The organism is Mesorhizobium wenxiniae, assembly GCF_002284535.1.
GTDB classification, from domain to species: Bacteria; Pseudomonadota; Alphaproteobacteria; order Rhizobiales; family Rhizobiaceae; genus Mesorhizobium; species Mesorhizobium wenxiniae.
Genome location: NZ_NPKH01000035.1, coordinates 164278 through 186107, shown reverse-complemented (window position 1 = coordinate 186107; position 21830 = coordinate 164278). Strand labels below are relative to the sequence as shown.

Here is a 21830-nt window from a genome sequence, read left to right as displayed (position 1 = left end):
GCGCGACCGCTCCCATAATGCAATACGCTGCCTCTAGGCCGATGGACGATGACGGGATACTTCCCCGAGACTTCAATGGTGGGGAGCAGCGCACCCGTCGATCCATTTGCTTTCAGCGTCAACCGCCACTATGTAGCGACACTTCGCCCGACTGTGTTTCAAGCTGCCCGGAGAAGTTTATGACAGAAGAAGCCCACAACACCGACATCCTCATCGAGCTCACTGCCGATGTTGTATCAGCCTACGTCTCCAACAACCCCGTCCCGGCGGGGGAGCTTCCTGCCCTGATCGCCCAAGTGCACGGGGCTCTAAAAGGCACGGCCGGACTAATACCGGCAGAAGAGCCTGTGCCTGTGAAAAAACCTGCTGTCCCGATCAAAAAGTCGATCGAACCGGACTACATCATTAGCCTTGAAGACGGCAAGAAATTCAAATCGCTAAAGCGCCATCTGTCGACGCACTATGGTCTGACCCCGGACGAATATCGCGCCAAATGGGGTCTGCCGTCGGATTATCCGATGGTGGCGCCGAATTACGCCGCTACGCGCTCCGCCTTGGCCAAGACCATCGGACTCGGCCGCAAACCGAAAGAGCCGGAAGCCCCGGTGCCGGCGCCGGCGAAACGGACCCGCAAAAAGGTCGCAGCCTAAATCCGTATCAACAGTCGTTCGGGACGCGCGGCAGCCGTAGGCCCAATCTGCGCGGAATCAAAAGGCGGGGACGAGCCCCGCCTTTCCCGTCCAAGAGCCTCATTCCAGAGGAATTCGCGACGGCTCCAGCAATCGCTGCCGCGGCATTACCTGGTTGCATGCTCCGGCCGGGTTTCGAGCCGGTCAATGCGTTCGGAGTATGCCGCATCCTTGCCGCACGCGTTAGCCAGCCTTGCTGAGGCTGCCTGCAGAGGACTTGCCGGTGCGGCGATCCTGTTCGACCTCGTAGTTTATCTTCTGGCCCTCATTAAGGGTCGACAGGCCCGCTCGTTCAACAGCGGAAATGTGGACAAAGACATCCTGACCGCCGTTGTCGGGCTGAATAAAACCAAAACCCTTGGTGCTGTTGAACCACTTCACCGTTCCAGTCGCCATATATCCATTCCTTTGTAACAAGTCGCAACTTAGGCAGGCCATTCACGCCAGCCTGATTTGTACACGAGACTTTAGGCGCAGCAAAATCGGAAAATTGCAAGGCCCACTCGACCGCCTGATCTCCAGCAGCACCTGCCACACATGCGAGGCGCGTGCCAGACGAGGCGTATGCCAGACGTTTCGTCGTGCGCTGTCGCTCAAACGTCGACAGAAACAATGACCCAACCCTGCAAACTCGGCACATCTTGTGGACGTGCTTGGGTCGCTGCTCGACCGCAATACCCGCTCCTGACCGATATCGTCGGCCAAAATGACGATGTTTTTGTCATCAGACCGAAAGATCAGGCGCGCAGCGACACTGCACACTCAAACCGAGACCCGCGAACCTCGATTAGCTTCGGCCTGCTACGAAGCGCGGTTGCCTGCTTCTGAGGCGGGCCATTGTCGGTTTGAATCAACTGTCGGGTTCGGAACCCCAGACTGTCGGCAAGTTGACAATGCGCGTTCAGACGGCACAAACCACCCGATCGCTTGTGAGCGAGATGGTTTGGCAGATTGAGCAAGGGCGGGACTCAGCTATGCCGCCCAGGCTGCTGACAAGGCCAAAGCAGCGTAGGTGCGGAGTGAAATCCAAGGTCCACATGGGTCGTCGCGCGTCCCGTGCGCCTGGGAAGGCGCCGGCCCCGCCAAGCTTTTCCCAGATCGTCCGGATGACGCAAGCTTCGCTGAGCGTCAATGAACGTTCGGGCGATGACCAAAGGCGTCGTGCGTTGCAATCTGGACTGTCCAGGATATCAGGAGTTCCATGGCCTCAGCCCGCTTGGCTGGCCACACTTGAAGCTCCAACATACCGGCTGGCACAGGCCAATTGGACTCTGCGCTGCCCTCAATGCGCTGGTGGCACGGTCAATGCTTGTCTATCGATCCGGCCGCCCATGCGTGATGCTGTCGGTCGACGTTCGCAAACCAGACCCTCGGCGAACCCAGCGAAGGGGCTCGCCGGTACGACGAGGGACCTTACCTCTTTATGCGCGGCATCATTGTCGAGGATGACATGTTGCCTTACACGTCGTCCCCTCGCGCTCGGGGCTTTGAGGGGCGGATGAAGTCCTGATGGCGGTGGCACTGCTGCATGTTTGCGTAAGACCCATCATTCACGATCGCGTTGTCCTTCGATGTCGCAGTGCTGATAGGCGGGCAGATCGGTGTGCGCGGCGCCCGCCAAAGGATCGTCGTCACGCCGGAGGAGGCGAGCGCCGTAGCCGGCGCGCCGGCGAAAGGCGCTTTCTGTCGGATGCCCGACAATGTCGGATATCGCAAGTATCAAGGTTGGATCAAACCTTGCAAATCGGGGCTTTCTTACTTGGCACGGCGCATGCTCAGGTATCCGCAAACACCCAATGGATAACGAGCAGACTTCCCATGGCCCCACCAAAATACTGCCGAACGTTCCCCGGACGCATCCAAAGATGAGGCCCGCGTCAGGCCCGGCAACACGCTGACGGCTCATCTGGCTCGGCGTCGCGTGCCGATCCACTTTCTCCCAATAGGCGTCGGGAGACATAGAGCCTTCAAAATGAGGAACAAATCACTTTGCCAGGAACCCAGCCCATAATCCCACTCTCCCTATCAGAAGCAAGCCCCGCACTCACGGGCTTCGCAGGACGTCCGTTGCGACCGAGTTGGGCGGCGCGAGGACGGCTCCGGTCCCCGTCGCATGGGAGGACGGCAAGGCGACGGATTTCGTGCTCGACAACGGCATGGAGGTGGTCGTCATTCCCAACCACCGGGCGCCGATCGTCAGCCACATGGTGTGGTACAAGATCGGCAGCGCCGACGAGCCGCCGGGCAAATCCGGCATTGCCCATTTTTTCGAGCATCTGATGTTCAAGGCGACGACCAACCATGCGGCCGGCGAATTCGACCGCGCAGTGTTCGAGATCGGCGGCTCGCAAAATGCCTTCACCTCCTCCGACTACACCGCCTTCTATCAGACAGTGGCGCCGTCGGCGCTCGAGCTGATGATGAGCTTCGAGGCCGACCGAATGCGAAACCTCATCCTCACCGACGATGTCGTCAAGACCGAGCGCGACGTGGTCATCGAGGAGCGCCGCTCAAGCACCGACACCAACCCGCAGGACGTGCTCCATGAGGAGATCGACGCGACGCTGTGGCAGAACCAGCCCTATCGCATCCCGATCATCGGCTGGATGCAGGAGATCGAGCAGCTGAACCGCGTCGACGCCACCGCCTTCTATGAAAAATACTACTGGCCCAACAACTCCGTGCTGATCGTGGCCGGCGATGTCGAGCCGGAGACGGTGAAGGTGCTGGCCGAGAAGACCTATGGCAAGGTGGCGCGCGGGCCCGACCTGCCGCCGCGCATCCGGCCGGTTGAGCCCGAGCAGAACACCAGGCGCACCGTCACGCTCTCCGACGCCCGCGTCAGCGTGCCCAGTTTTTCGACGCAGTGGGTGGTGCCGTCTTACCATACCGCCAAGCCGGGCGAGGCCGAAGCGCTCGACCTGCTGTCCGAAATCCTCGGCGGCGGTAACCGCAGCCGGCTCTACCAGGCGCTCGCTGTCCAGCAAGGTATCGCTTCCAGCGCCTGCGCCTATTTCCAGGGCACCATGCTCGACGACACCAGGTTCGCCATCTATGGCGCGCCGCGCGGCGATGCCAAGCTGGCCGATCTCGAAGCGGCGGCCGCTGCCGAAGTCGCTCGCATTGCCAAGGATGGTGTCAGCAGCGAGGAACTGGGCAAGGCCAAGGAGCGCTTTGTGCGCGATATGATCTTTGCCGAAGACGACCAGGACGACCTCGCCTGCATATACGGCTCGACGCTGGCCACCGGCGGCACCGTGAAAGATGTCGAGGAACGGCCGTCTCGCATCCGCAGGGTTACCGCCGCGCAAATCAAAGCAGTTGCCGCCCGCTATCTCGCGTTCGACCGTTCGACCACGGGCTATCTCTTGCCCAAGACGGAGAATGAAGAGATGACGCTCGGCGCTCAGCCCCATGCTGCGATGAACATCCAGGAGGTGAAGTCCGAAAAGGGCATGATCGCCTGGCTGGTGGAGGACCACACAGTGGAAATCGTCAACATCGGCTTTGCCTTCAACGGCGGCATCAGGCAGGACCCGGTCGGGAAGGAGGGGATGGCCAATCTGATGGCCGGCCTGTTCATCGAAGGCGCCGGTAATTACGACAGCGATGCCTTCCAGATGAAGCTCGACGATGCCGGCGCCGAGATGGGTTTGGAGGCGCAAAGACACTACATCTGCGGATCGGTGTGCATGCTTCCCAAACAGCAGGACGCCGCGTTCGGCCTGCTTCGGCTCGCACTCAACGCGCCGCGCTTCGACCAGGGGCCGATCGATCGCGTCCGCGCCGAGATTGTCTCCGACATCGTCGGCAGCGAGCGCGACCCTGACGCAATCGCTCAGCGCAAATGGCTGCGCGCGATCTATGGCACGCATCCTTTTTCGAGGCCGGGAGAAGGCACAAAAGAGAGCCTGGCCGGCATCACGCCGTCCGACCTCCTCGCCTTCCACAAGGCGATTTTCGCTCGCGACGGGCTCCATATTGCCGTGGTCGGTGACATTGATGCAAACACGCTGAGGGAAAGGCTCGACCAGCTGTTTGGTGACTTGCCTGAGCAACAAACCCTCGCCCCCGTCGCCGATGTCGTACCGAAGCTCGGCCAACTGGTGGAGGAGAACTGCGACCTGCCGCAGACTTCGCTGCGATTGGCCTGGCCTGGCGTGAAGCGTAGCGCGCCGGATCACTTCGCCACCGTGCTGATGAATGACATCCTCGGCGGCTCGGGCATGACTTCCCGCCTTTTCGAGGAGGTGCGCGAAAAACGCGGCCTTGCCTATCACGTCAGCTCTGAACTGACCCTTGACAAGCTTCTGGTTACGACAGAGACACGCTCGGACTGCGCCGCCCAAACGCTGAGCATCGTGCGAGATGTGGCAAAGCAGATGGCGCAGCAAGGACCGACCGGGGCCGAGCTCAAGGCGGCGAAGAAGCACCTGATCGGCACCTATGCCATTGACCGTCTGGGCTCGACCAGCTCGATTGCAGACCGGCTCCTGGATTTGCAGATTCACAAGGCCGACGTCGACTACAACCAGCGTCGCGCCCGCAGCATCGGTCGGGTGACGCTCAAACAGGTCAAGGCGGCGGCCAAGAAGCTGCTTTCGGCCGAGCCCGCCATTTTGGTGGTCGGCCCGCCGCTGGGCGGCAAGGATGAGTAAAGAAACTCATCTCGCCTTCCTTCTTCCTTGGGGCTTCTCGTGGGAAGAGCGAATATGGAGGCCGGTGGGCCAAGCAGATCATGCAGACCCGCGGAGTCGTTTCGCGGGCCTTGCGCGGCATTGGCGGTCCAGGCGGGCCTCTCGCCGAAACGGCGCTCCTCAGCATGTATGCCGCCTTTTGCAGAATACACTCGCACGCCACCAGCAGGCAGCGGGTGGATGAAGCAAACATCCGGCTGCTCAATCCATCAACTGATGAACCGCGGGCACTCAAACTAACGGAACTGTTGTCGTATGTTTGGTCTACCAGCTGCTTTGCCGAGGCCCTAGGACGAACCCGCTGGTGCAGAATACACACCGACGGCCTGTCGACCTGGATGTTCGCTGCGTTGAGGAGGAATCCGGTATTGCCCCTGTGCCTGCCGATGATCCGCCGTCTGAAATCCCCGCACCTGTTTGGAGCCATGGACCGCCTGCCGGCACTCGGCAGACCGGTTGGCAATAAGACGTTCGAGGTCGTCAATCCGTCGACCGGCGAAGTTTTGGCAGAGCTTCCCGATATGGGCGTGGAGGAGACACGTGCTGCGGTAGACAAGGCCTATGTTGCGCAGTCGGGATGGGCCGCGTTGACTGCCCGAGAGCGTAGCGACGTTCTTTGGCGATGGCATCAGCTGATCATCGACCATGCAGGCGATCTCGCCGCGATTCTGACTGCGGAAATGGGCAAGCCGCTTGCCGAAGCCATGTCAGAGGTATCGCATGCGGCGGCGTATCTGCAATGGTATGCCGAGGAGGCCAATCGCGTCTATGGCGAGACGATCTCGGCACCCTCGACAGACCGCCGAATGCTAGTGATCAAGCAGCCCATCGGCGTTGTTGGCACGATCACGCCATGGAATTTCCCGGCCTCCATGGTGGCGCGCAAAATCTCGCCGGCCTTGGCTGCGGGCTGCACGATCGTGCTCAAGCCCGCTGAACAGACGCCGCTCGTGGCTGGCGCAATGTTCGCCCTTGCCCATCAGGCCGGCTTTCCCGATGGCGTGGTCAACCTGATCTATGCGTCCGAAGGTGATCGCGTCGGCCGTGAACTCTGCACCAATTCCAAGATCCGCAAGATCAGCTTCACCGGTTCGACCGAGGTCGGGCGGCTGCTGATGCGTCAGTGCTCTGACCAGATCAAGAAGGTTAGCCTTGAGCTCGGCGGCAACGCACCTTTCATCATCTTCGATGATGCCGACATCGACGCTGCTGTTGACGGTGCGATCCAGGCGAAGTTTCGCAATGCCGGCCAGACCTGCGTTTCGGCGAACCGTATTTACGTCCAATCGAGCGTTCACGATGAGTTCGTCAAGAAATTCGTGGAGAAAGTCCGGCACTTGTCGGTTGGCGACGGATTCGATGCCGGAGTGGACATCGGACCGCTCATCGACAGGCATGCTCTGGCCAAGATAGAGTCTCACATCGCAGATGCCATTGCGAAAGGCGGCACAATACGATGCGGGGGCCAACGTATCGGCAAGAATGGCACGTTTTTCAAACCCACGGTCCTCACCGAGATTTCCAGCGTCATGGCAGTCGCGCAAGAGGAGACATTCGGGCCGCTGGCGCCGATCATTCGCTTCAACGATGCGGATCAGGTCGTGCGCGAGGCCAATGACACGATTTACGGCCTCGCCGCATACTTCTATGCCTCCAACATGAAGCGGGTCTGGCGTGTGGCAGAGGCTCTGGAATATGGCATGGTTGGCATAAACACGGGACGCATGTCCTCGGAGGCGGCACCGTTTGGCGGCATGAAGCAATCCGGCATCGGGCGGGAGGGTTCCCGCCATGGCCTCGAGGACTATCTGGAAATGAAATATCTCTGCATGGGCGGGATTTGAAACCTGCTGCACTGTCTCTCCGCCCACCGGCCGCCCACCGGGGGCGGCCTGCGGTCAATGCCGCCACCTAATTTGAAGTTCCAAACGCCGTTGACCTGAAACACGGATGCCCGGCAGGAGACTGAGCTCGCTGCCGGGCCGGACATGCCTTGGGAGGGCATAAGTCAGCGCTCCTAGGGCCGATGGGGCCACTCAGTTCGTGCGCCTTTTGCCGATTGCGTTGCATGTGCCGTGCCAAGCCAAAAAGCATTGATAAACCGCCGATGGATCAGCTTTTGCCCTGTTGCGCACTCTACATTGTGGGATATGCGACAATGCCCAAGCGGTTGGATCGTCGTGTTGCAGATCCCCAGACGGGTCATGATTGCTATTCTTAGGACAGTGCGCAGCAAGCGCTACCCGCTGTACTACAGGCACACCATTTCCATAATCAAGCGGTGAGTGCGATGTCTGACCGAGCTGTCGGTCCAGGGGACAGTGTGAGGTCTCAAATCCCTCCATATTGTTGCACCCGCCGGTCCAACAGGACTGCAGGTCCGGACTCAAAGGATCTTGGCTGCTATGGCGACATTGCGGTGCACGCCGCTTTCCGACCACTGATGTGGGTTCAGGTCGAGGCCGGCCCTAATGAACCACCGCCTTGGCAACTTCACCGATGTCATTGTGGCGTCGGCCGACGCCTGACCAGAGCGTACCCGCAAGGCGCCATGCAGATCTGTCGGCGGGCGAACTGTTGGTGACGGGTCAGCTGCGAGCGAACGTTCATCCACTGACGCACAGCGCGGACTGTCGCATTTCAAATTAGGAAATCTCTGTAGCCACCATTCATGAGCGCGCGGCCACGCGAGACGGCCCGACGGATGCGGTCGCGCAGATGATCGCGAGGATCCGCCCAGTCGGCATGGACGCGCCGTTGACCGATGAGAACTTCGGCGAGCTCGCGATGTGGTGCTCCGGCGAGCGAACCGTCGAGCGCACGAAGAACGAAGGACAAACGGACGCCGCGCTTTTCCGGCGCAAACAAGCGGGGGGGCAAATGTTGCCCTAGACTGAGAGCATTGAGGCACTCCAGTCCCCTCAGTCGATGCTTTAAAAGCACCGCGGGCCAGATGGCTTGCGTATGCAGGCAAACAGGGTGGAGGATATTCGCGCCCGAGACGGCGAGCTGCAGCGCGTGGTCCGCATTGCGAAGAAGAACATGCTGGCTCTTGTCGGGCGCCTGCAGGACGGTTGCACGACAGGGCAATGCCGAGAGTTCGAACGGCGGTGTCGGCGACGAGGCAGGCAACCGTTCCGCAATGAGCGGCAGCACATGGACGCACCAGAGCGGACACCAGAATACGACCGAAGCGCGGCCACAAGACTCCGCGAAACAGAACACCCCAGCGTGACAGGTCGCCGGCCGACGCGACCATATCGAGAAAGGGTCGGAGAGACCAAGTCTTGCAATGCTGGCGCGCAGCGGTCAGATCGCGCTGGAACGCCGGGTTGCGGCGTAAGAACTCCCAAGCCCACTCCCGCAGCGTCAGGCCAGCGGTGTAGTCGTATGATCTTTCATCCCGCCAATCGGCCTGATCCGCGCCAGTCAGGAGATTCATGACTGACACCCCCTGCCCGCGCCTGCGTGCGTCGAAACATTATGCCACTTCGCAAAGCACCGGCGAAGGCAGCAGACGTCGAAGGCACCTTTTTGTTGAAGCGTGCGGCATTGGCACTGGCGACGACACAAGATGTGCCCAAATTGCCACCAGACCGTCGAACGGGCACAGCGACGGCCAGCGCGACCTGAGCACGCCAAGGGAATTGATTCCTTAACGGTCATCGGCTCCTGCGTCGCGATCCAGACGTCCCTTGAAGGCGCAGTAGCGCGGCAGTGGATCGCACGCTGCTTGTCGGCAAGTTGTCGTAGCGGCGGCGCCATAGGCACGGTCATCGGAGGGTCTCCTGCGGCAAGTTTTCGCCATTGGAGGCCAATCTGCCCGCTATGGCAGCCTGTGCAGTTGCACAGGTGAAGCGGACCAATCAGGGGGGAGCTATGGCGGAAACTGGGTGATGACGGTTTGAGGAGAGCGGCGTATCGAGGCGGGTGATGAAGCCTGCCAGAACCTCTCAAGGAGAGCGATACGCCATGAACGAGACTATCAACATTGTTCGCCTTCGTCAGCCCGACGAAATCGGTGATACCCTGACGGATGTACTTCGCAGCGGCGCGCGCAAATTGCTTGCGCAGGCGATCGAGATGGAAGCCGAGGCGTATGCTAAGGCGGTCGACTGCCTGACGAAGGATCAGAATGCGTCGCTGGCATTCTACGATTTCCCCGCCGAACACTGGGATCATCTGCGAAGGTCCAATCCCATCGAAAGCGTCTTTGCGACCGTTCGCCACCGCACGGTGCGTACCAAGGGCTCGCTATCCTCGACAACCGCCCAGCTGATGGTCTTCAAGCTGGTCATGGCCGCGGCCAGGACGTGGCGACGATTGAAAGGACAAAATCAGTTGCCGAAACTCATCGCAGGTGCCAGGTTCCTGGACGGAATCGAGGTCATCGAAACGAAGCCGCAGAGCGCCGCTTGATCAGCCTCGTCACCCAAATTCCAGCATAGCTCCATCGGAACTGCCAGCCTTCCTTGCCAATCAGGCGCAGATCAGCGCTGACGATACCGAGGACGGCGACGGCGATCACCTCCAGGCCGCCGAGTAACGACCCTCAAAACACCGCCCTGGGCCCGGCCGTCCCATCGGGCCTTTTCTGTTTCTGGACAAAGAGCAAACATACGTCCGCAAGCGACATTTACGAGAATGCCCCACTCGGGAGCCTGATCAACTATGGTGATCGTGCCCCCAAACAGCTTGCCCGACAGGACCTTCTCATGAACGCCCTTCCCGCACGAGCCGCCGGCATTCCGGCTGGCTTCCTCGATCAGACCGCGTCCGACCGGACCAGCCGCGCCACCCGGATTCTGCATGCCGCCGACCAGATCACGCCCTTCCTCGAACGGGGTCGGCCGATCGGCGCGAATGCAAGGGAGCGGGCTTTGCAAAGACCGGCAAGGCAGAATGGGATTTCTGGGAACTGGTCGAGGCCAGCCTGAACCGGTATCTTGTGCCTGCCCTCGGGAGTCGCTCTATCCCATGTGATCGACACCGACATTGCTAACATCACCAAGAAGATCGTCGCCGGGGTCACCCGCAAGCGGCTAACACGGCCTTCTGGTATATGCGGGCATTTTCAACTGGTGTCGCAAACCGCCGCAACGGCTCATCGCGGTTTCCCCGCGAGGAATTGGAAAATCCGGCCCCGATCGTCAAGCGCAAGCGAGTGATGAACGATGCCGAACTGGCGGCTATCCGGTGTCGCAAACCGCCGCAACGGCTCGTCGCGGTTTCCCCGCGAGGGATTGGAAAATCCGGCCCTGATCGTCAAGCGCAAGCGAGTGGTGAACGATGCCGAACTGGCGGCTATATGGACGGGCTGTGAGCCCGAACCGGGCGATATCGGCTATTCGTTCGGCTCCATCGTCAAGCTGCTCATGCTGACCGGACAGAGGCGTACGGAAGTTGCCGCGATGCGTTGGTCTGAACTCAACCTTGAAGCCGGAACATGGGAACTATCGGGTGACCGCACGAAGAACGAAGAGCCTACGCTTATTCCGCTGTCCACACTGGCGGTGTCGGTCCCCCAGTCGGTACCGAAGACCAATGACACGTTTGTTTTCCCTGCGAGGGGCAACGAAAGAAGCCACTTCTCAGGCTACGCGAAGGGCAAGAAGGCTCTAGACGGCAAGGTCAATACTGACGGGGTGGCTTTGGAGAACTGGACCCTTCACGATCTGCGCAGGACGCTCGCGACAAATTTCGGCAGGCGGCAGGTATTGCCACACGTCATCGAGCACATACTGAATCACAAGGCAGCGTCCCTGACAGACATAGGCGAAATCTACAATCTCTATACCTACGTCAAGGAGAAGCGCGAGGTGTTGCAGATGTGGTCAAATCACATCGAATGGCTGATCAAGCAGGCTTCGGAAATGGACGCTCTGGCGGCGTAGCTGCTGGCATGGGCGGAAGATGCGGCGCAACAATCATCAGAGCCTCATCGAATTGGAGATCATGCTTGACCAGCAAATGCGCGGCCAATGCTTCGATGGCCGACCTGTGATCGAGTACTAGCCGGGCCGTGCGATCTTCGATCCGCCCCCAATCGGGGCGGCGCGGCATCAGGAACCGCAACTCACCATAGATTCGCTTGGCATCCGCGTAGTCGCTGCTCCCCTCATTCTCGTCGGACGCATTCATCGCCATATCGAACGGGTCCAGATAGCCTTCGAATGCGGATTCTGCAAAAGGACCTGCCAGACACGTAACTATCTCCCGGATCGCACAATCGCGTTCCAAATATCGATCCATATCGTCCTCGAAAATCGGCTTTCGCTTCGAGGTGAATCCTTGCGCTGAATAAAAACCCGCGCCTTCGACAACACCACGGTAATCTCCGTCACCGGGGTCGGGGTAAATACTAACACTTGAGAAAGCAGGGAGTTTACGGTCGTCGTCGAACACCTGACGCATCAAAACGATGGCGGCCACCGCGTGCCCGGCTTCGTGGTGCGCCACAAACGGGAGATATTGGGAGGCTACATTCATGCGGTGCGGCTCTCAGGTCTAGTTTGCTTTTGCGCACTAGGACCGCAATCGTCGTGCCAACTGGGAAAATCGTTTCGGACAATGCGATCGCTCCGATAGCGTTGTGTCTCCTGTCTGACATTGTTGGGAAGTCGACACGCGCCCGTCGCAATGCGGTCGACCTTCCGCGCGAGTTGGGTGACCCGTGAAGGCGGCCGACCAGGACGATGTTGCGCTGATCGGCGACGAAGGCGCCGCCGGGCGAGATCGCGCATCAGGGGTTCGGTGACCGGCGTGTCGGCGAAGTCGAAGTCGTCGATGTCCTTGGCCAGCGGCAACTTGGCGACGGCGAACTGGTATTTGATGGAGCGGGCCTGCTCTCCGATATCTCGGCTTGCAAGAGATCACCGACAATCCTGGGCGGCTCGTGCCGTCGCTTGATGGCGACGCCCATGATCTCGTCATAGGCGCTGCGCATTCCGTAGAGCTTCAGCGCCCCCATCAGTTCCAGTACCTCGGTGCGTTCCATGGCTGTTTGTCCTCCTGAGAAGCGGGCGCAGTCGGCGACCGCTCGTGAGCTAGGGTCAGCGCCTGGGGAATGGAAAGGATCGTGCCCGGCGCCGGATCGCGGCTGCGGGCCAGGATGTTGAGGATCACCGCCGCCGAACAGACGCCATGCTCGAGCGCTTCCTGGCAGGCGCTCTCGACCGCGCTCAATCCGTCGGTCAGAACGCAGGTGAGGATCGACACCATCTGCCGGTCGCCGTCATCGGCCGCCCCTAGCTTGCGGCGCACCTTCTCCATGGCTGATGGCAGAACCCATTCCCGGAAAGGCGCGCCGTTGCGCAGGCCGTTCGGTTTGCGGGCCATCACCGGCACGTAGTGCCAGGGATCGTAGACGACCTCGTTGCGGCCGAAAGAGCGTGCGTGCTCGCCGACGACCGCGCCATCCTGGCGGATGACGATGCGGTCGGCATAAGCATGGATCTCGACCGGCCGACCGACGGCACTCGACAGCACCGAGTATTTGTTGTTGTCGAAGCGCACCGTGCAGGTCTTCGACACCGACGCGGGAATGCAATGGTAGCCGTCGAAGCGACCGGCATAGGGAATGAAGCTGGCGCGTTCTTCTTCGAGTACGTCCCAGATCGTGCGCTCACCCTGTTCGGGATGCCGACGCGCCTTGGCATTAGGCAACGCATTTGTCGGCCAGCCAGCCGTTGAGATCCTCCAACGTCTTGAAGCGCAGCCTCGGTGTGAAGAAGCGCTCGCGCACCAGCCCGACCTGGTTCTCGACTTGCCCCTTCTCCCAGCCGGCCGCCGGTGTGCAGGCCTCCGGCTCGACAAGGTAATGCCCGCACATCTGCGCAAAGCGGCGGTTGTAGCGGCGATCCCTGCCGATGAAGATCGCGTCCACCGCCGTCTTCATGTTGTCGTAGATGCCGCGCGTGCAGGCGCCACGGAAGAAGGCGAACGCCCGGTCATGCGCGTCGAACACCATCTCCTGCGTCTCGCGCGGATAGGCCCTCACGAAGAACATGCGGCTGTGGCAGAGCCGCATGTGCGCGACCTTCACTGTCACCGTCACGCCGTCGAGCAGGACGATCTCGGTGACTCCAGTCGAACTGGTAGGCCTCGCCAGGTGCAAAACTCAGCGGAATGTAGGCCTCGGCCACGGCGCTGCCGCGATCCGCCGCCCAGCTCTGAGCATGCCGCCACCCCGAACTGTAGCTGCCGTCATAGCCGAGGCCGCGAAGCTCCTCGAAAATACGGATCAGCGTCAGCCGCTCCCGCTGCGGCTTGGCCGCATTCGCCGACAGCAGCCGGTCCAGCGTCTCACGCCAGGCTCCCATGCGGGGATAGGGCTGGTGCTTGCGCTCGTAGCGGAACTCCGTCTCCTCAGAACGCAGGACCTTGCGCACCACCTTGCGCGAGATCTTCAGCTCGCCTTGCTCGACTTCCCCTGGACCAGCGACAGCCGACGTATCTTTGCAATCGTCTCCAAAACCAACATCCAAAACACAAATGCCTCCGATCAAGCCGGAGGCATCTTGATGACCCCATCGTTAAGGGGTCCCGTTTGGACGAAAAGAACCCCTTAAACAGAGTCCTCATTCCACGAAAAATCAATGCACTACCTGACGTCAATCCACAGCATTGGGCCGAAGCATGCCACGGGCTCATGCCGCGGAGAGCGGGAAGATATTCTTGAAAGAAGCGGTCTCCGACATCAATACCGACAGGATCGGCAGCTTTCTCACGTCACTTGAGGTCGAGCGTGGCAGTTGCGACCCGCAATGCAAGGCTGGCGGCGATGCATACCTTGCGCGGTTCCTGATCTCGGAGCACCCCGAATATATGGATACGCTGCAACTGGTGGTGACACTTCCCTTCAAGAGGGCGCGCGGGTGGCACTTGTCGAATATCTCGAAGAGCCCGAAATCAAGAGCGTCCTGGCGCGTATCGACCGCCGCACGCCTTCTGGAGCGGGATTACGCACTGTTCTCGCTGATGTTCAATACGGATGCACGAGTTCAGGAAATCCTGAATCTTCGAATTTGTGACCTTCGTCTGGTATCGCCCTGTCCCGCCGAGCAAAGGGGCTTTCTCAACGACCGCGGCACACCGCTGACCCGGTTCGGTGTTCGATACTTGCTGCGCAAACATGTTGATATGGCTGCGGGGGAAGGAACCACCCTGGCGGAAAAAAGCATCCATCACCGCTCTTTGCGGCACACGACGGCCATCCACCTTGTCAAGGCGGGTGTTGACATAGCCACCATCAGTCAATGGCTAGCCACTCGGGGCTGAACGTAACGTGCGCTACGCCCGGGCCGGTATCGATATGAAGCGGCAAGCGCTCGAACAAGTCTTTCCCCGACGTGATGTCATCGGCAAAAGATCAGACAATCATCGCTATGATGGCGGGATGTTACGCTGGCTGCAGCGCTTGTAGACGCTCAGTTATGTGGAGTTGTATCGTGGGAAGTCGCGCGTCTGTGGTAACCATTCGGCCAGGGCCGCGGTGACTATGATTTCGGGCGACGGTTTTCTGCGCTAGGTTTCGGCGGTGCGTGACCCGCAGCCCTGCGCTCGTCGACGATATGCCGAAGGTTGTCGATGCCGTCTTCGGTGAAGACAACGATAGGTTCGCTTAATTCGGATGCGGGATAGCCGTCGTAGGCGCTCAGGCAACCGTCTTCCGAGAACATCTCGATCGAGCAATCGCGCAAAAAGTCTTCGTCTTCTTCGAGCATCTCGGCCACATATTTGAGGGTGTAAAGAGCGGAGTTGCGATATCTCATCTGACGGCCTCGTTTATTTGTAGGCCCAGATCAGGCAGCCTTATCCGCTGCGGCCGTAAGAAGGCTCCAATTCCACGGGAGCAAGTCCTCGATCTGCGTGATCGGCGTGTCGGCGATGCAGGCGAGGACGTCGGCAAGCCATGCCTGCGGATCGATGCCGTTGAGCTTGGCGGTGTTGATCAGCGTCGCCATGAAGGCGGCCCGATCGGCACCTCGATCGGAGCCTGCAAATAGCCAAGCTTTCCTGCCCAGAGCAAAACCACGCAGCGCGCGTTCGGCCGCGTTGTTGGTGAGGCAAATCCGGCCATCGCCGAGGAAGGTCGTGAATCCTTCCCAGCGCTTCAGCATATAGTCGATTGGCTCGGCGACCGGAGAGCTGCGCGACAGTCTTGCCCGCTCTGCCCGCATCCAGGCCTCAAGTTCGGTGGCGATAAGACGGCTTTCCTGCCGTCGTTGCAGACGTTCGTCGGAGACGAGTCCGTTGATGTCGCGCTCGATACCAAACAGGGCGTCGATGCGTTTGACCGCCTCGAGCGCGATCGGTGAGATCGGCGCGGCGTTCTTGCCACGCTTGGCATTGGCGGCGATGTCGGCAAGTACGAAGAACTTGCGGCGCGCATGCGCCCAGCACAGCGCCTGGGTCAGCGGACTGGGATCGCGGTCCACCTTGAACAGCGGATTGTAACTGCCATAGGCATCGGCCTGCAGAATGCCGGTGAAGTTCCTCAAATGACGCTCGGGATGCTCCTGCCGCCGATCGCGCGAAGCATAGTAGAGCGCCGCCGGTGGCGATTGCCCGCCGAACGGCCGGTCATCCCTGACATAGGTCCAGATGCGGCCTGTATCGGTCTTGCCCTTCGCCAGGATCGGCACGGTCGTGTCGTCGGCATGGAGACGATCAGCGGCAAGCACATGCGCCTCGATTAGCGCGTGCACCGGCTTCAGCGCCACGGCACAAGCGCCGACCTGGTCCGCAAGCGTCGACAGGCTGAGGTCGACGCCCTCGCGGGCATAGCGCTCGCTCTGCCGGTTCAGCGGTTGATGCTGGGCGAACTTCTCGAACAGGACCATCGCCAAAAGGTTCGGTCCGGCAAAGCCGCGCGGCGTCACATGGAAGGACGCCGGCGGCTGCGAGATCTTCTCGCATTCACGGCAGGTGAACTTCTCGCGCACGGTCTGGATCACCTTCCACTGGCGCGGGATCACCTCCAGCGTCTCGGTAATGTCCTCGCCAAGCTTGGCCAGCCTGCCCGAGCCGCAGCACGGGCAGTTCCGGGGTGCGGCGATGACCACGCGCTCACGTGGCAGATGGTCGGGAAAGGGCTTGCGCGACGGGCGCTTGCGCTCGAAAGCTCGGACTGTCGATGACCGCGCTGTCAGTTCCGCCGCCAATTCGTCCTGGCTGGCGTCGGCTTCCAACTCCTCAAGTTGCAATTCCATCTGTTGGAGAAGCCTGGCCTTGCGTTCGGAGCGGCTGCCATGGATCTCGCGCTTCAGCTTCTCTATCTCCAGCCTGAGCCGCGCGATCAGCACATCGGAGTGCGAGTTCAAGGCTTGCGCGCGAGCGGCGAGCGCTTGCGCCTCACGGCGGGCCGCACGCTCGGCGAGGATCATCGCGTGCGCACTGGCAAGGTCACCGGGAAGCTGATCGGCCACATCGGTCATGGCGCGATGGAATCATATTCGCTCCCGCCAAGCCAGCGGTTTTGCTCATCCCGCCGAGCTCGGACGCCAGGTTTTTTGCGGCATCCGCCAGTCGATGCCTTCTAGCAAATAGCCGAGCTGCGCGGGCGTGATCACCACCGTGCCATCGGCCGATGGCCAGATGAACCGGCCACGCTCGAGCTTCTTCGTGAACAGGCAGGCACCCTGGCCGTCATGCCAGATCACCTTGATCAAGTCACCCTGCCGCCCGCGGAAACAGAACAGGTAACCGGTGTGCGGATCGCGCTCAATGTCTCCTGCACCATCAGCGACAGGCCCGGGAAGCCCTTGCGCATATCGGTATAGCCAGTGGCGAGCCACACCTTAACGCCGCTCGGGATCGAGATCATCGCCGCTCCAGCACATCCAGGATCCGGCCGAGCGCCTCGCTATCGATATCACTCTCGACCCGCAGGCGGCGGGCGCCGCCAAGCTCGATCGACACCATGCTGCTCTTCTTGCGCGGTCTGGAGATCGGCGGTGGCTGCGCTGGCGATTGCGGCGCTGGCAGCGCCTCGACGACTTCCACGGCAACGAGTTGCGGCACGGACGGCGCGGAGATCTGGCAGAGTTCCTTGCGCCACCGGAAAAGCTGGCTCACATGAATGCCAGCCGATCGCGCGGTCTCGGAAACACTAGCCCCAGGCTCAAACGTCGCCGCGACCAGCCGCTCCTTATCCTCCCGAGACCAGCGCCGGCGCCGCTCGACCGACGTGATCACTTCAATCTGATGCTTCGTCACAGGGCTACTCCTAGTGCTTGCACTAGGACTTGCAGCCTTCAGCCTACCTCAGCAAGACGGCCGTGACCGCGGGGATACCGTCTGTGGGCTCTTGCGGTGTCAGCTCCACATCTCTCCGCAGTGCACGTTGTCGCTGTCGAAGAGCCGTGTGTTCATGACTTCGTGCTGGCACGGCAAGGATTGTCCATATTGTGGGCGTCTTGCGCTTGCCGAGCTTGTCCGAAATCCAGCGCCGGATCAGGCGTGAACACTGTTGCGTAGTTCGTCAGCCAGAGCGCGGAGAACGTCGGCGCTCCCTTCCAGCGCCGTAAAAGCGTAGGGATTGAGGAACTGTCGGCCCCAGAACAGATTGCGATCTGTGCCGGATAGCGTAGCTTCCTCGCTGACACGCGGCCAATTCTTCGCAATGCATCGGAGCTGGCCTTCAACAATCGCAAGAGCTTCCGGCGCGCTGAGCAGGAAGTGATGCGCGGCTTCAAGGCAGGACGCGATCCGGCTCATGCGGTTATTGCCGCTGATGAGCATGGCCTGGCTGGCCTCCTGGCCACTGCGGGCCTGCGGACAAATATCGTAAGCAGGCGTGAGGGTGAGCTTAGCCCCGTCCCAGAATGCCGCATGGTTGCGGGCATGATCGTCGGTGTTGCCGCAAAGTATGTTGAAGACAATGCGGCTGAACAACTCGCGCAGAGTTTCCGACGGCGCGGTGAATCGGTGGCGAATGATCTCCGCCAAATCCTGGTAGCTGGCGTAACGCGCCATCATCTCATCGAGCGCGAGCATCGTCAGCGCTGAGACCATGGATTTGCGTTGCCAGCCGCCCGTGACCTTGATCCGGTCGAATCGCTCGACGAGCAACACGTCCTTGCCTGCGGCGCGAACAAGCGAGACGGATGCCGCTCTGATGCCGCACAAGGCGGCAAGCCGCATGGCTATGAATTCTCCTTTGACGACGCTGTAAAGGTCGGCAGACGAGGAAAATTTCGCGACATGCTTGATGGCGTCGTCCTCGATCAGCGCCTTTGGCCTTGCGCCGCCGATCGAGCTGCCGTGATGCAGCGCCTGATCTAATTCGGGGGTGAGCGGAATACCTTTCTCTACCCGCTCCGCCGATTGGACAAGCTCTTCGAGAGTGGCATTGGCCAGTGCGCGCGGCTCGTAATTCGTGGGCGAAAACTGAAAATCGAGCGCGCCGATGCGGTCCGAGCCTGATTCCAGCAGGAACGTCAGTTCTGAAATATCGAGCCGCGCGATTTCATCGCCCTTCACACCGAATTTGCGGTTTAGGATAACCCGTCGTCCCCAGGCATCGGGGGCAGCATCGCGGATGCATCCCGGCATGGTTAGGCCAGGAAGCAAAGGCAATTCGCCTGCCTTCAGGGGCAGTTCCGGGAGATAAAGCGGGATCGCGCTGCCCAGTTCACGAAAGCTCCTGCCATAGTTGAAGCTGACGAGTCCGTCATGGGCATATAGCCGCCCGGCGACAACCGGCGCGGTCTCGCCCGGCAGCCAGACCCAGACATAGGCTTCGTCGTACTTGGGGACCTTAGAACTCATCGACGATCTGCTTGCCGGCCTTGTAGACGTGCTTCGGCAGCAGCGCGATGCGATCGTCCATGCGGCCTGTGAGGGCTGTGATGCCCTTGCCGTCCGCATCGAACAGCTTCACACCGACAATGGCAGCAGCTTCGAACATCAGTCCGATTTCGACTTTGGGATCGCCCTTCTCGATGCGCTGCAGGGTGCTGCGTGAAACACCGATTCTCTCGGCTAACTCCTGTGCGGTTAACCGGTGCTGCATCCGGCCCAGCCGGATGGTCTTACCGAAAAGGCCAAGCGCTTCCATCGCGTAGCGCGAATAGGTGCGTTTATGCGTTGCCGTCATTCGGGTCTCCGTGGCCTATCCATGAGCCATATCACCTCATTTCGACCTTTATATAGGTAACGTCGCAGAGCGACTGCCAAAGTCAAGCCTCCGTATCGTATGATCCAAATCCCCCTGATTCGACTTTATATGCAGCAAGAGTTCGCATCACGGCTACGTTCGGAAAGCGAGGTAGAATGCGACGGGAGACGCAAGCGTTACCCATCCGAACAAGGACGGCGAATATTGCCTACGGCTCCTGCACAACCGGCCAGCTCTGCGCGCCTCGGGCGAGGCGGAGATCTGGCGCTGGACCGCGGACAGCCTTGAGATGCCTCGCATGAGTCATTCGATGGGCGGTCCCTGGTGCCGCTACGCCAAGCGCGATGAAGCGTTGCGGTCTTCGTCGCGCGCAACGGCGAAAGCGTGCAGGAGGATGGCTCGGGTCAGGGTGGACAAGCATCTGCGTAACAATTTGCTTTTCGAGGACGGGACGAGTCCAGGTTGGCCGCTGCTCAAGGCGCTGGCTCCGCAGCAGAGCCGAGTGAACTGGAGGGTCTGGTCCGGCGTCGAGGCACGGCGCAAGGCCTGCCGCGACGGGCGCGGATAGTGCTGCTGGCCAGCGAGAGGATGTAGAACAAGGAAATTGCCTTACGCCTTGGTGCAACGCCCAACACAGTGGGCACATTGCGTCGGCGCTTTGCCGAACAGCGGCTCGATAGCCTTTACGATGAACCGCGTCCCGGCGCGCCCGATGAGGAGATTGCCGAGACGATCCGGTTGACGCTGGGAGACGACGCCGCGGGACGCAACCCACTAGCCTGACTCTGCAATCTTGAGGAGCGCCAAGTTTATTCTGGCGTGCGGCGAGCTCAACGCCGAGCCGCTTGGCATCGATGCACGACACGACGTGATGCGGCGGTGTCGCACGGGTTCTCACGGTTTGTGGCTTCGGGATCGCGCGGAAGGCCACGCTTTTCTGGCGGCTCGCGCACCGGTGCCAGACGGCCGTCGGGACCTTAAAATCGACGGGATGACCGGCGGACAACACCTCCACGCCGGCCATACCAGGCCTGGCGGACCGCCCGGACAATCCTGAGATTCTGGCCGACGTCGGCGCCGCTTGGATATCCGCGATTGAATGGATTGCGCGCAGAGGCATTGTGCGTCCTTAATGCACGCATGGTCTTACGTGCTCAGCGTCAGAAATGACTGCGCTTGCAACGTCAGCTTGAAGCCGGCCGACAGGGTCAAGGCATAGAAGTCCATGCCAGCGGTATCCTTGTGGGTTCCTTGTTCGCCGGTCGCGATGCTGTAGGCCGTTTTCTAGCCTTTGTTGCGAAAATATTTGTCGACATTGCCGGCCAGGAAGACGCTGGCGCGGTCGGTCATCTGATAATCGATCTTGGCGCCGGCCGAGATGAACGGCACCGTGAAGAAGTCGTCCTCAAATCGCAGGCCGCGCCCCTCCTCGCGCAGCCAGTGATGGTCAACAGCGCTTGCATCAACGGTGAAGCCGCTGCGGAGCAGACCCGAGAGCGTCAAGTTCCCGAGCGTCGTGGTCGCTTTCGCGCCAAGGAACAGGCCGAAATAGCGCTGTTCGTAATCGATGACCGGTTCGCCGTCCGGGAACTTGCCGCGATCCTCGCGAAAGCCGAAGCCGTCCCCACTCTATATGTACGAACCGCATCATGTTGGTGTATTTGAAGCCACCATGAAGGTTGATAACCGTGGCATCGTTGATCACGAAGTCTGGGCCTGCTGCCATGTCAAGGTTGATGTAGCGGTCAAGGCGGGTGTCGGGGTGGATTGACTGATCCGACCAATCCTGTCCGGCAATACGCCGTTGGCTGAGATGGTCCAGTTCTTCCAGACCTCGGCCTTTAGCCCGGTGGTCAGAACCGGCGCGCCGGTTTCCCAGATCAATTTGCTGATACGATTGCCCACTTCGTCGTAGAAAAGCTCGTTGCCCTTTAGCCAGGTGTAGCCAACGCCACCAAGAAACACGACGCTCTTGTCGGGCGCTGAATAGGTGGTCGAATGCGCCGCCATGGCGATGGTCGACGATGTGCAGAACGTGCCGAAAGCAAGAATTGCAAATGCTGATGTGCAGCGATTCATGGGGCCTCCTCGGGACCTCCGTTGGTGATCTTTCGTTGAACGACGGCGGCTCACAGCGCCCGTTTGCAGGCGTTGTTTGTCGCGGCGACCATTGCTGGGCATTGGTGCAAAGACGTTGAACTCCGATGCGATGTCCGGGACGGCTTTGGTCATTGCCCTTTGTCTGGTGCGCTGCATAGAACGGCTTGGTCCGCCCACTACCGCGTTGCCGGGCCATATAAGAGATTTGGCCCGACGCGAGAG

At 60.6% G+C, this 21830-nt stretch carries 15 protein-coding genes and 7 pseudogenes; 8 read left to right on the top strand and 14 right to left on the bottom strand.

From position 1 onward, the window contains the following. Positions 1-179 precede the first annotated feature (179 nt). Positions 180-650, top strand: a complete 471-nt coding sequence (locus CIT31_RS28235) for a Ros/MucR family transcriptional regulator (protein ID WP_029354830.1) — start codon at positions 180-182, stop codon at positions 648-650. Between the two features lie 222 nt (positions 651-872). On the opposite strand, the gene CIT31_RS28230 is transcribed toward CIT31_RS28235, so the two are convergent. Continuing rightward, positions 873-1085, bottom strand: a complete 213-nt coding sequence (locus CIT31_RS28230) for a cold-shock protein (protein ID WP_008874821.1) — start codon at positions 1083-1085, stop codon at positions 873-875. 1682 nt (positions 1086-2767) lie between these two features. Here CIT31_RS28230 and CIT31_RS28225 point away from each other — a divergent pair. The 3 genes and pseudogenes from CIT31_RS28225 to CIT31_RS28215 all read left to right on the top strand — a co-directional run. Beyond that, positions 2768-4081: pseudogene (locus CIT31_RS28225) on the top strand (M16 family metallopeptidase); the annotation flags it as partial. Further along, complete coding sequence (locus tag CIT31_RS28220; protein WP_292518214.1) at positions 4082-5347, top strand: M16 family metallopeptidase; 1266 nt, start codon at positions 4082-4084, stop codon at positions 5345-5347. A gap of 464 nt (positions 5348-5811) precedes the next feature. Then, a complete protein-coding gene (locus CIT31_RS28215) occupies positions 5812-7230 on the top strand; it encodes an NAD-dependent succinate-semialdehyde dehydrogenase (protein ID WP_236370750.1) in 1419 nt (472 codons plus the stop codon). Positions 7231-8026: 796 nt separating this feature from the next. Here CIT31_RS28215 and CIT31_RS28210 read toward each other — a convergent pair. Together CIT31_RS28210 and CIT31_RS36195 are read right to left on the bottom strand one after the other, a co-directional pair. Further along, the gene (locus CIT31_RS28210; protein ID WP_236370644.1) at positions 8027-8542 is read right to left on the bottom strand and encodes a DUF2285 domain-containing protein; all 516 of its coding nucleotides are present in this window, start codon (positions 8540-8542) and stop codon (positions 8027-8029) included. Between the two features lie 115 nt (positions 8543-8657). Further along, positions 8658-8828: pseudogene (locus CIT31_RS36195) on the bottom strand (transcriptional regulator domain-containing protein); the annotation flags it as partial. Positions 8829-9439: 611 nt separating this feature from the next. Here CIT31_RS36195 and CIT31_RS36190 point away from each other — a divergent pair. The 3 genes and pseudogenes from CIT31_RS36190 to CIT31_RS28195 form a co-directional block, all read left to right on the top strand. Continuing rightward, a pseudogene (locus tag CIT31_RS36190) lies at positions 9440-9805 on the top strand (transposase); the annotation flags it as partial. A 296-nt stretch (positions 9806-10101) separates the two neighbouring features. Beyond that, the gene (locus tag CIT31_RS33935) at positions 10102-10323 is read left to right on the top strand and encodes a hypothetical protein (RefSeq protein WP_127323343.1); all 222 of its coding nucleotides are present in this window, start codon (positions 10102-10104) and stop codon (positions 10321-10323) included. Positions 10324-10560: 237 nt separating this feature from the next. Then, the gene (locus tag CIT31_RS28195) at positions 10561-11280 is read left to right on the top strand and encodes a site-specific integrase (RefSeq protein WP_095521252.1); all 720 of its coding nucleotides are present in this window, start codon (positions 10561-10563) and stop codon (positions 11278-11280) included. Here CIT31_RS28195 and CIT31_RS33930 read toward each other — a convergent pair. From CIT31_RS33930 to istA, 3 genes and pseudogenes are all read right to left on the bottom strand, one after another. Further along, the gene (locus CIT31_RS33930; protein WP_133116217.1) at positions 11243-11875 is read right to left on the bottom strand and encodes a hypothetical protein; all 633 of its coding nucleotides are present in this window, start codon (positions 11873-11875) and stop codon (positions 11243-11245) included. The two genes, CIT31_RS28195 and CIT31_RS33930, sit on opposite strands and share 38 nt — an antisense overlap. Before the next feature lie 193 nt (positions 11876-12068). After that, positions 12069-12383, bottom strand: a pseudogene (locus CIT31_RS28185) (ATP-binding protein); the annotation flags it as partial. Continuing rightward, positions 12316-13868, bottom strand: a pseudogene (gene istA, locus CIT31_RS28180) (IS21 family transposase). The pseudogenes istA and CIT31_RS28185, both read right to left, overlap by 68 nt. 194 nt (positions 13869-14062) lie before the next feature. Between istA and CIT31_RS28175 the strand changes: the two are divergent. Beyond that, complete coding sequence (locus tag CIT31_RS28175; protein ID WP_164892053.1) at positions 14063-14665, top strand: site-specific integrase; 603 nt, start codon at positions 14063-14065, stop codon at positions 14663-14665. Positions 14666-14883: 218 nt separating this feature from the next. Here the strand turns inward: CIT31_RS28175 and CIT31_RS28170 are convergent, their stop codons facing one another. From CIT31_RS28170 to CIT31_RS35455, 8 genes and pseudogenes are all read right to left on the bottom strand, one after another. Next, positions 14884-15159, bottom strand: coding sequence for a hypothetical protein (locus CIT31_RS28170; RefSeq protein WP_095521249.1), 276 nt, complete (start codon positions 15157-15159; stop codon positions 14884-14886). A gap of 30 nt (positions 15160-15189) precedes the next feature. Beyond that, positions 15190-16824, bottom strand: a complete 1635-nt coding sequence (gene tnpC / locus CIT31_RS28165; RefSeq protein WP_095521248.1) for an IS66 family transposase — start codon at positions 16822-16824, stop codon at positions 15190-15192. Positions 16825-16869: 45 nt separating this feature from the next. Then, positions 16870-17129 (bottom strand): annotated as a pseudogene (gene tnpB, locus CIT31_RS28160) (IS66 family insertion sequence element accessory protein TnpB). An 80-nt stretch (positions 17130-17209) separates the two neighbouring features. Further along, the gene (tnpA, locus tag CIT31_RS28155; protein WP_164891872.1) at positions 17210-17605 is read right to left on the bottom strand and encodes an IS66-like element accessory protein TnpA; all 396 of its coding nucleotides are present in this window, start codon (positions 17603-17605) and stop codon (positions 17210-17212) included. A gap of 237 nt (positions 17606-17842) precedes the next feature. After that, positions 17843-19159: a type II toxin-antitoxin system HipA family toxin gene (locus CIT31_RS28150; RefSeq protein ID WP_095521246.1), complete on the bottom strand. Its 1317-nt coding sequence runs from the start codon at positions 19157-19159 to the stop codon at positions 17843-17845. Then, entirely contained in the window at positions 19149-19487 is a 339-nt protein-coding gene (locus tag CIT31_RS28145; RefSeq protein ID WP_029354813.1) for a helix-turn-helix transcriptional regulator, read from the bottom strand. Before CIT31_RS28145 ends, CIT31_RS28150 begins: the two co-directional genes overlap by 11 nt. 1305 nt (positions 19488-20792) lie before the next feature. Further along, positions 20793-21107 (bottom strand): annotated as a pseudogene (locus CIT31_RS35460) (omptin family outer membrane protease); the annotation flags it as partial. A 102-nt stretch (positions 21108-21209) separates the two neighbouring features. Continuing rightward, complete coding sequence (locus tag CIT31_RS35455) at positions 21210-21740, bottom strand: hypothetical protein (protein ID WP_236370649.1); 531 nt, start codon at positions 21738-21740, stop codon at positions 21210-21212. Between the last annotated feature and the right edge of the window lie 90 nt (positions 21741-21830).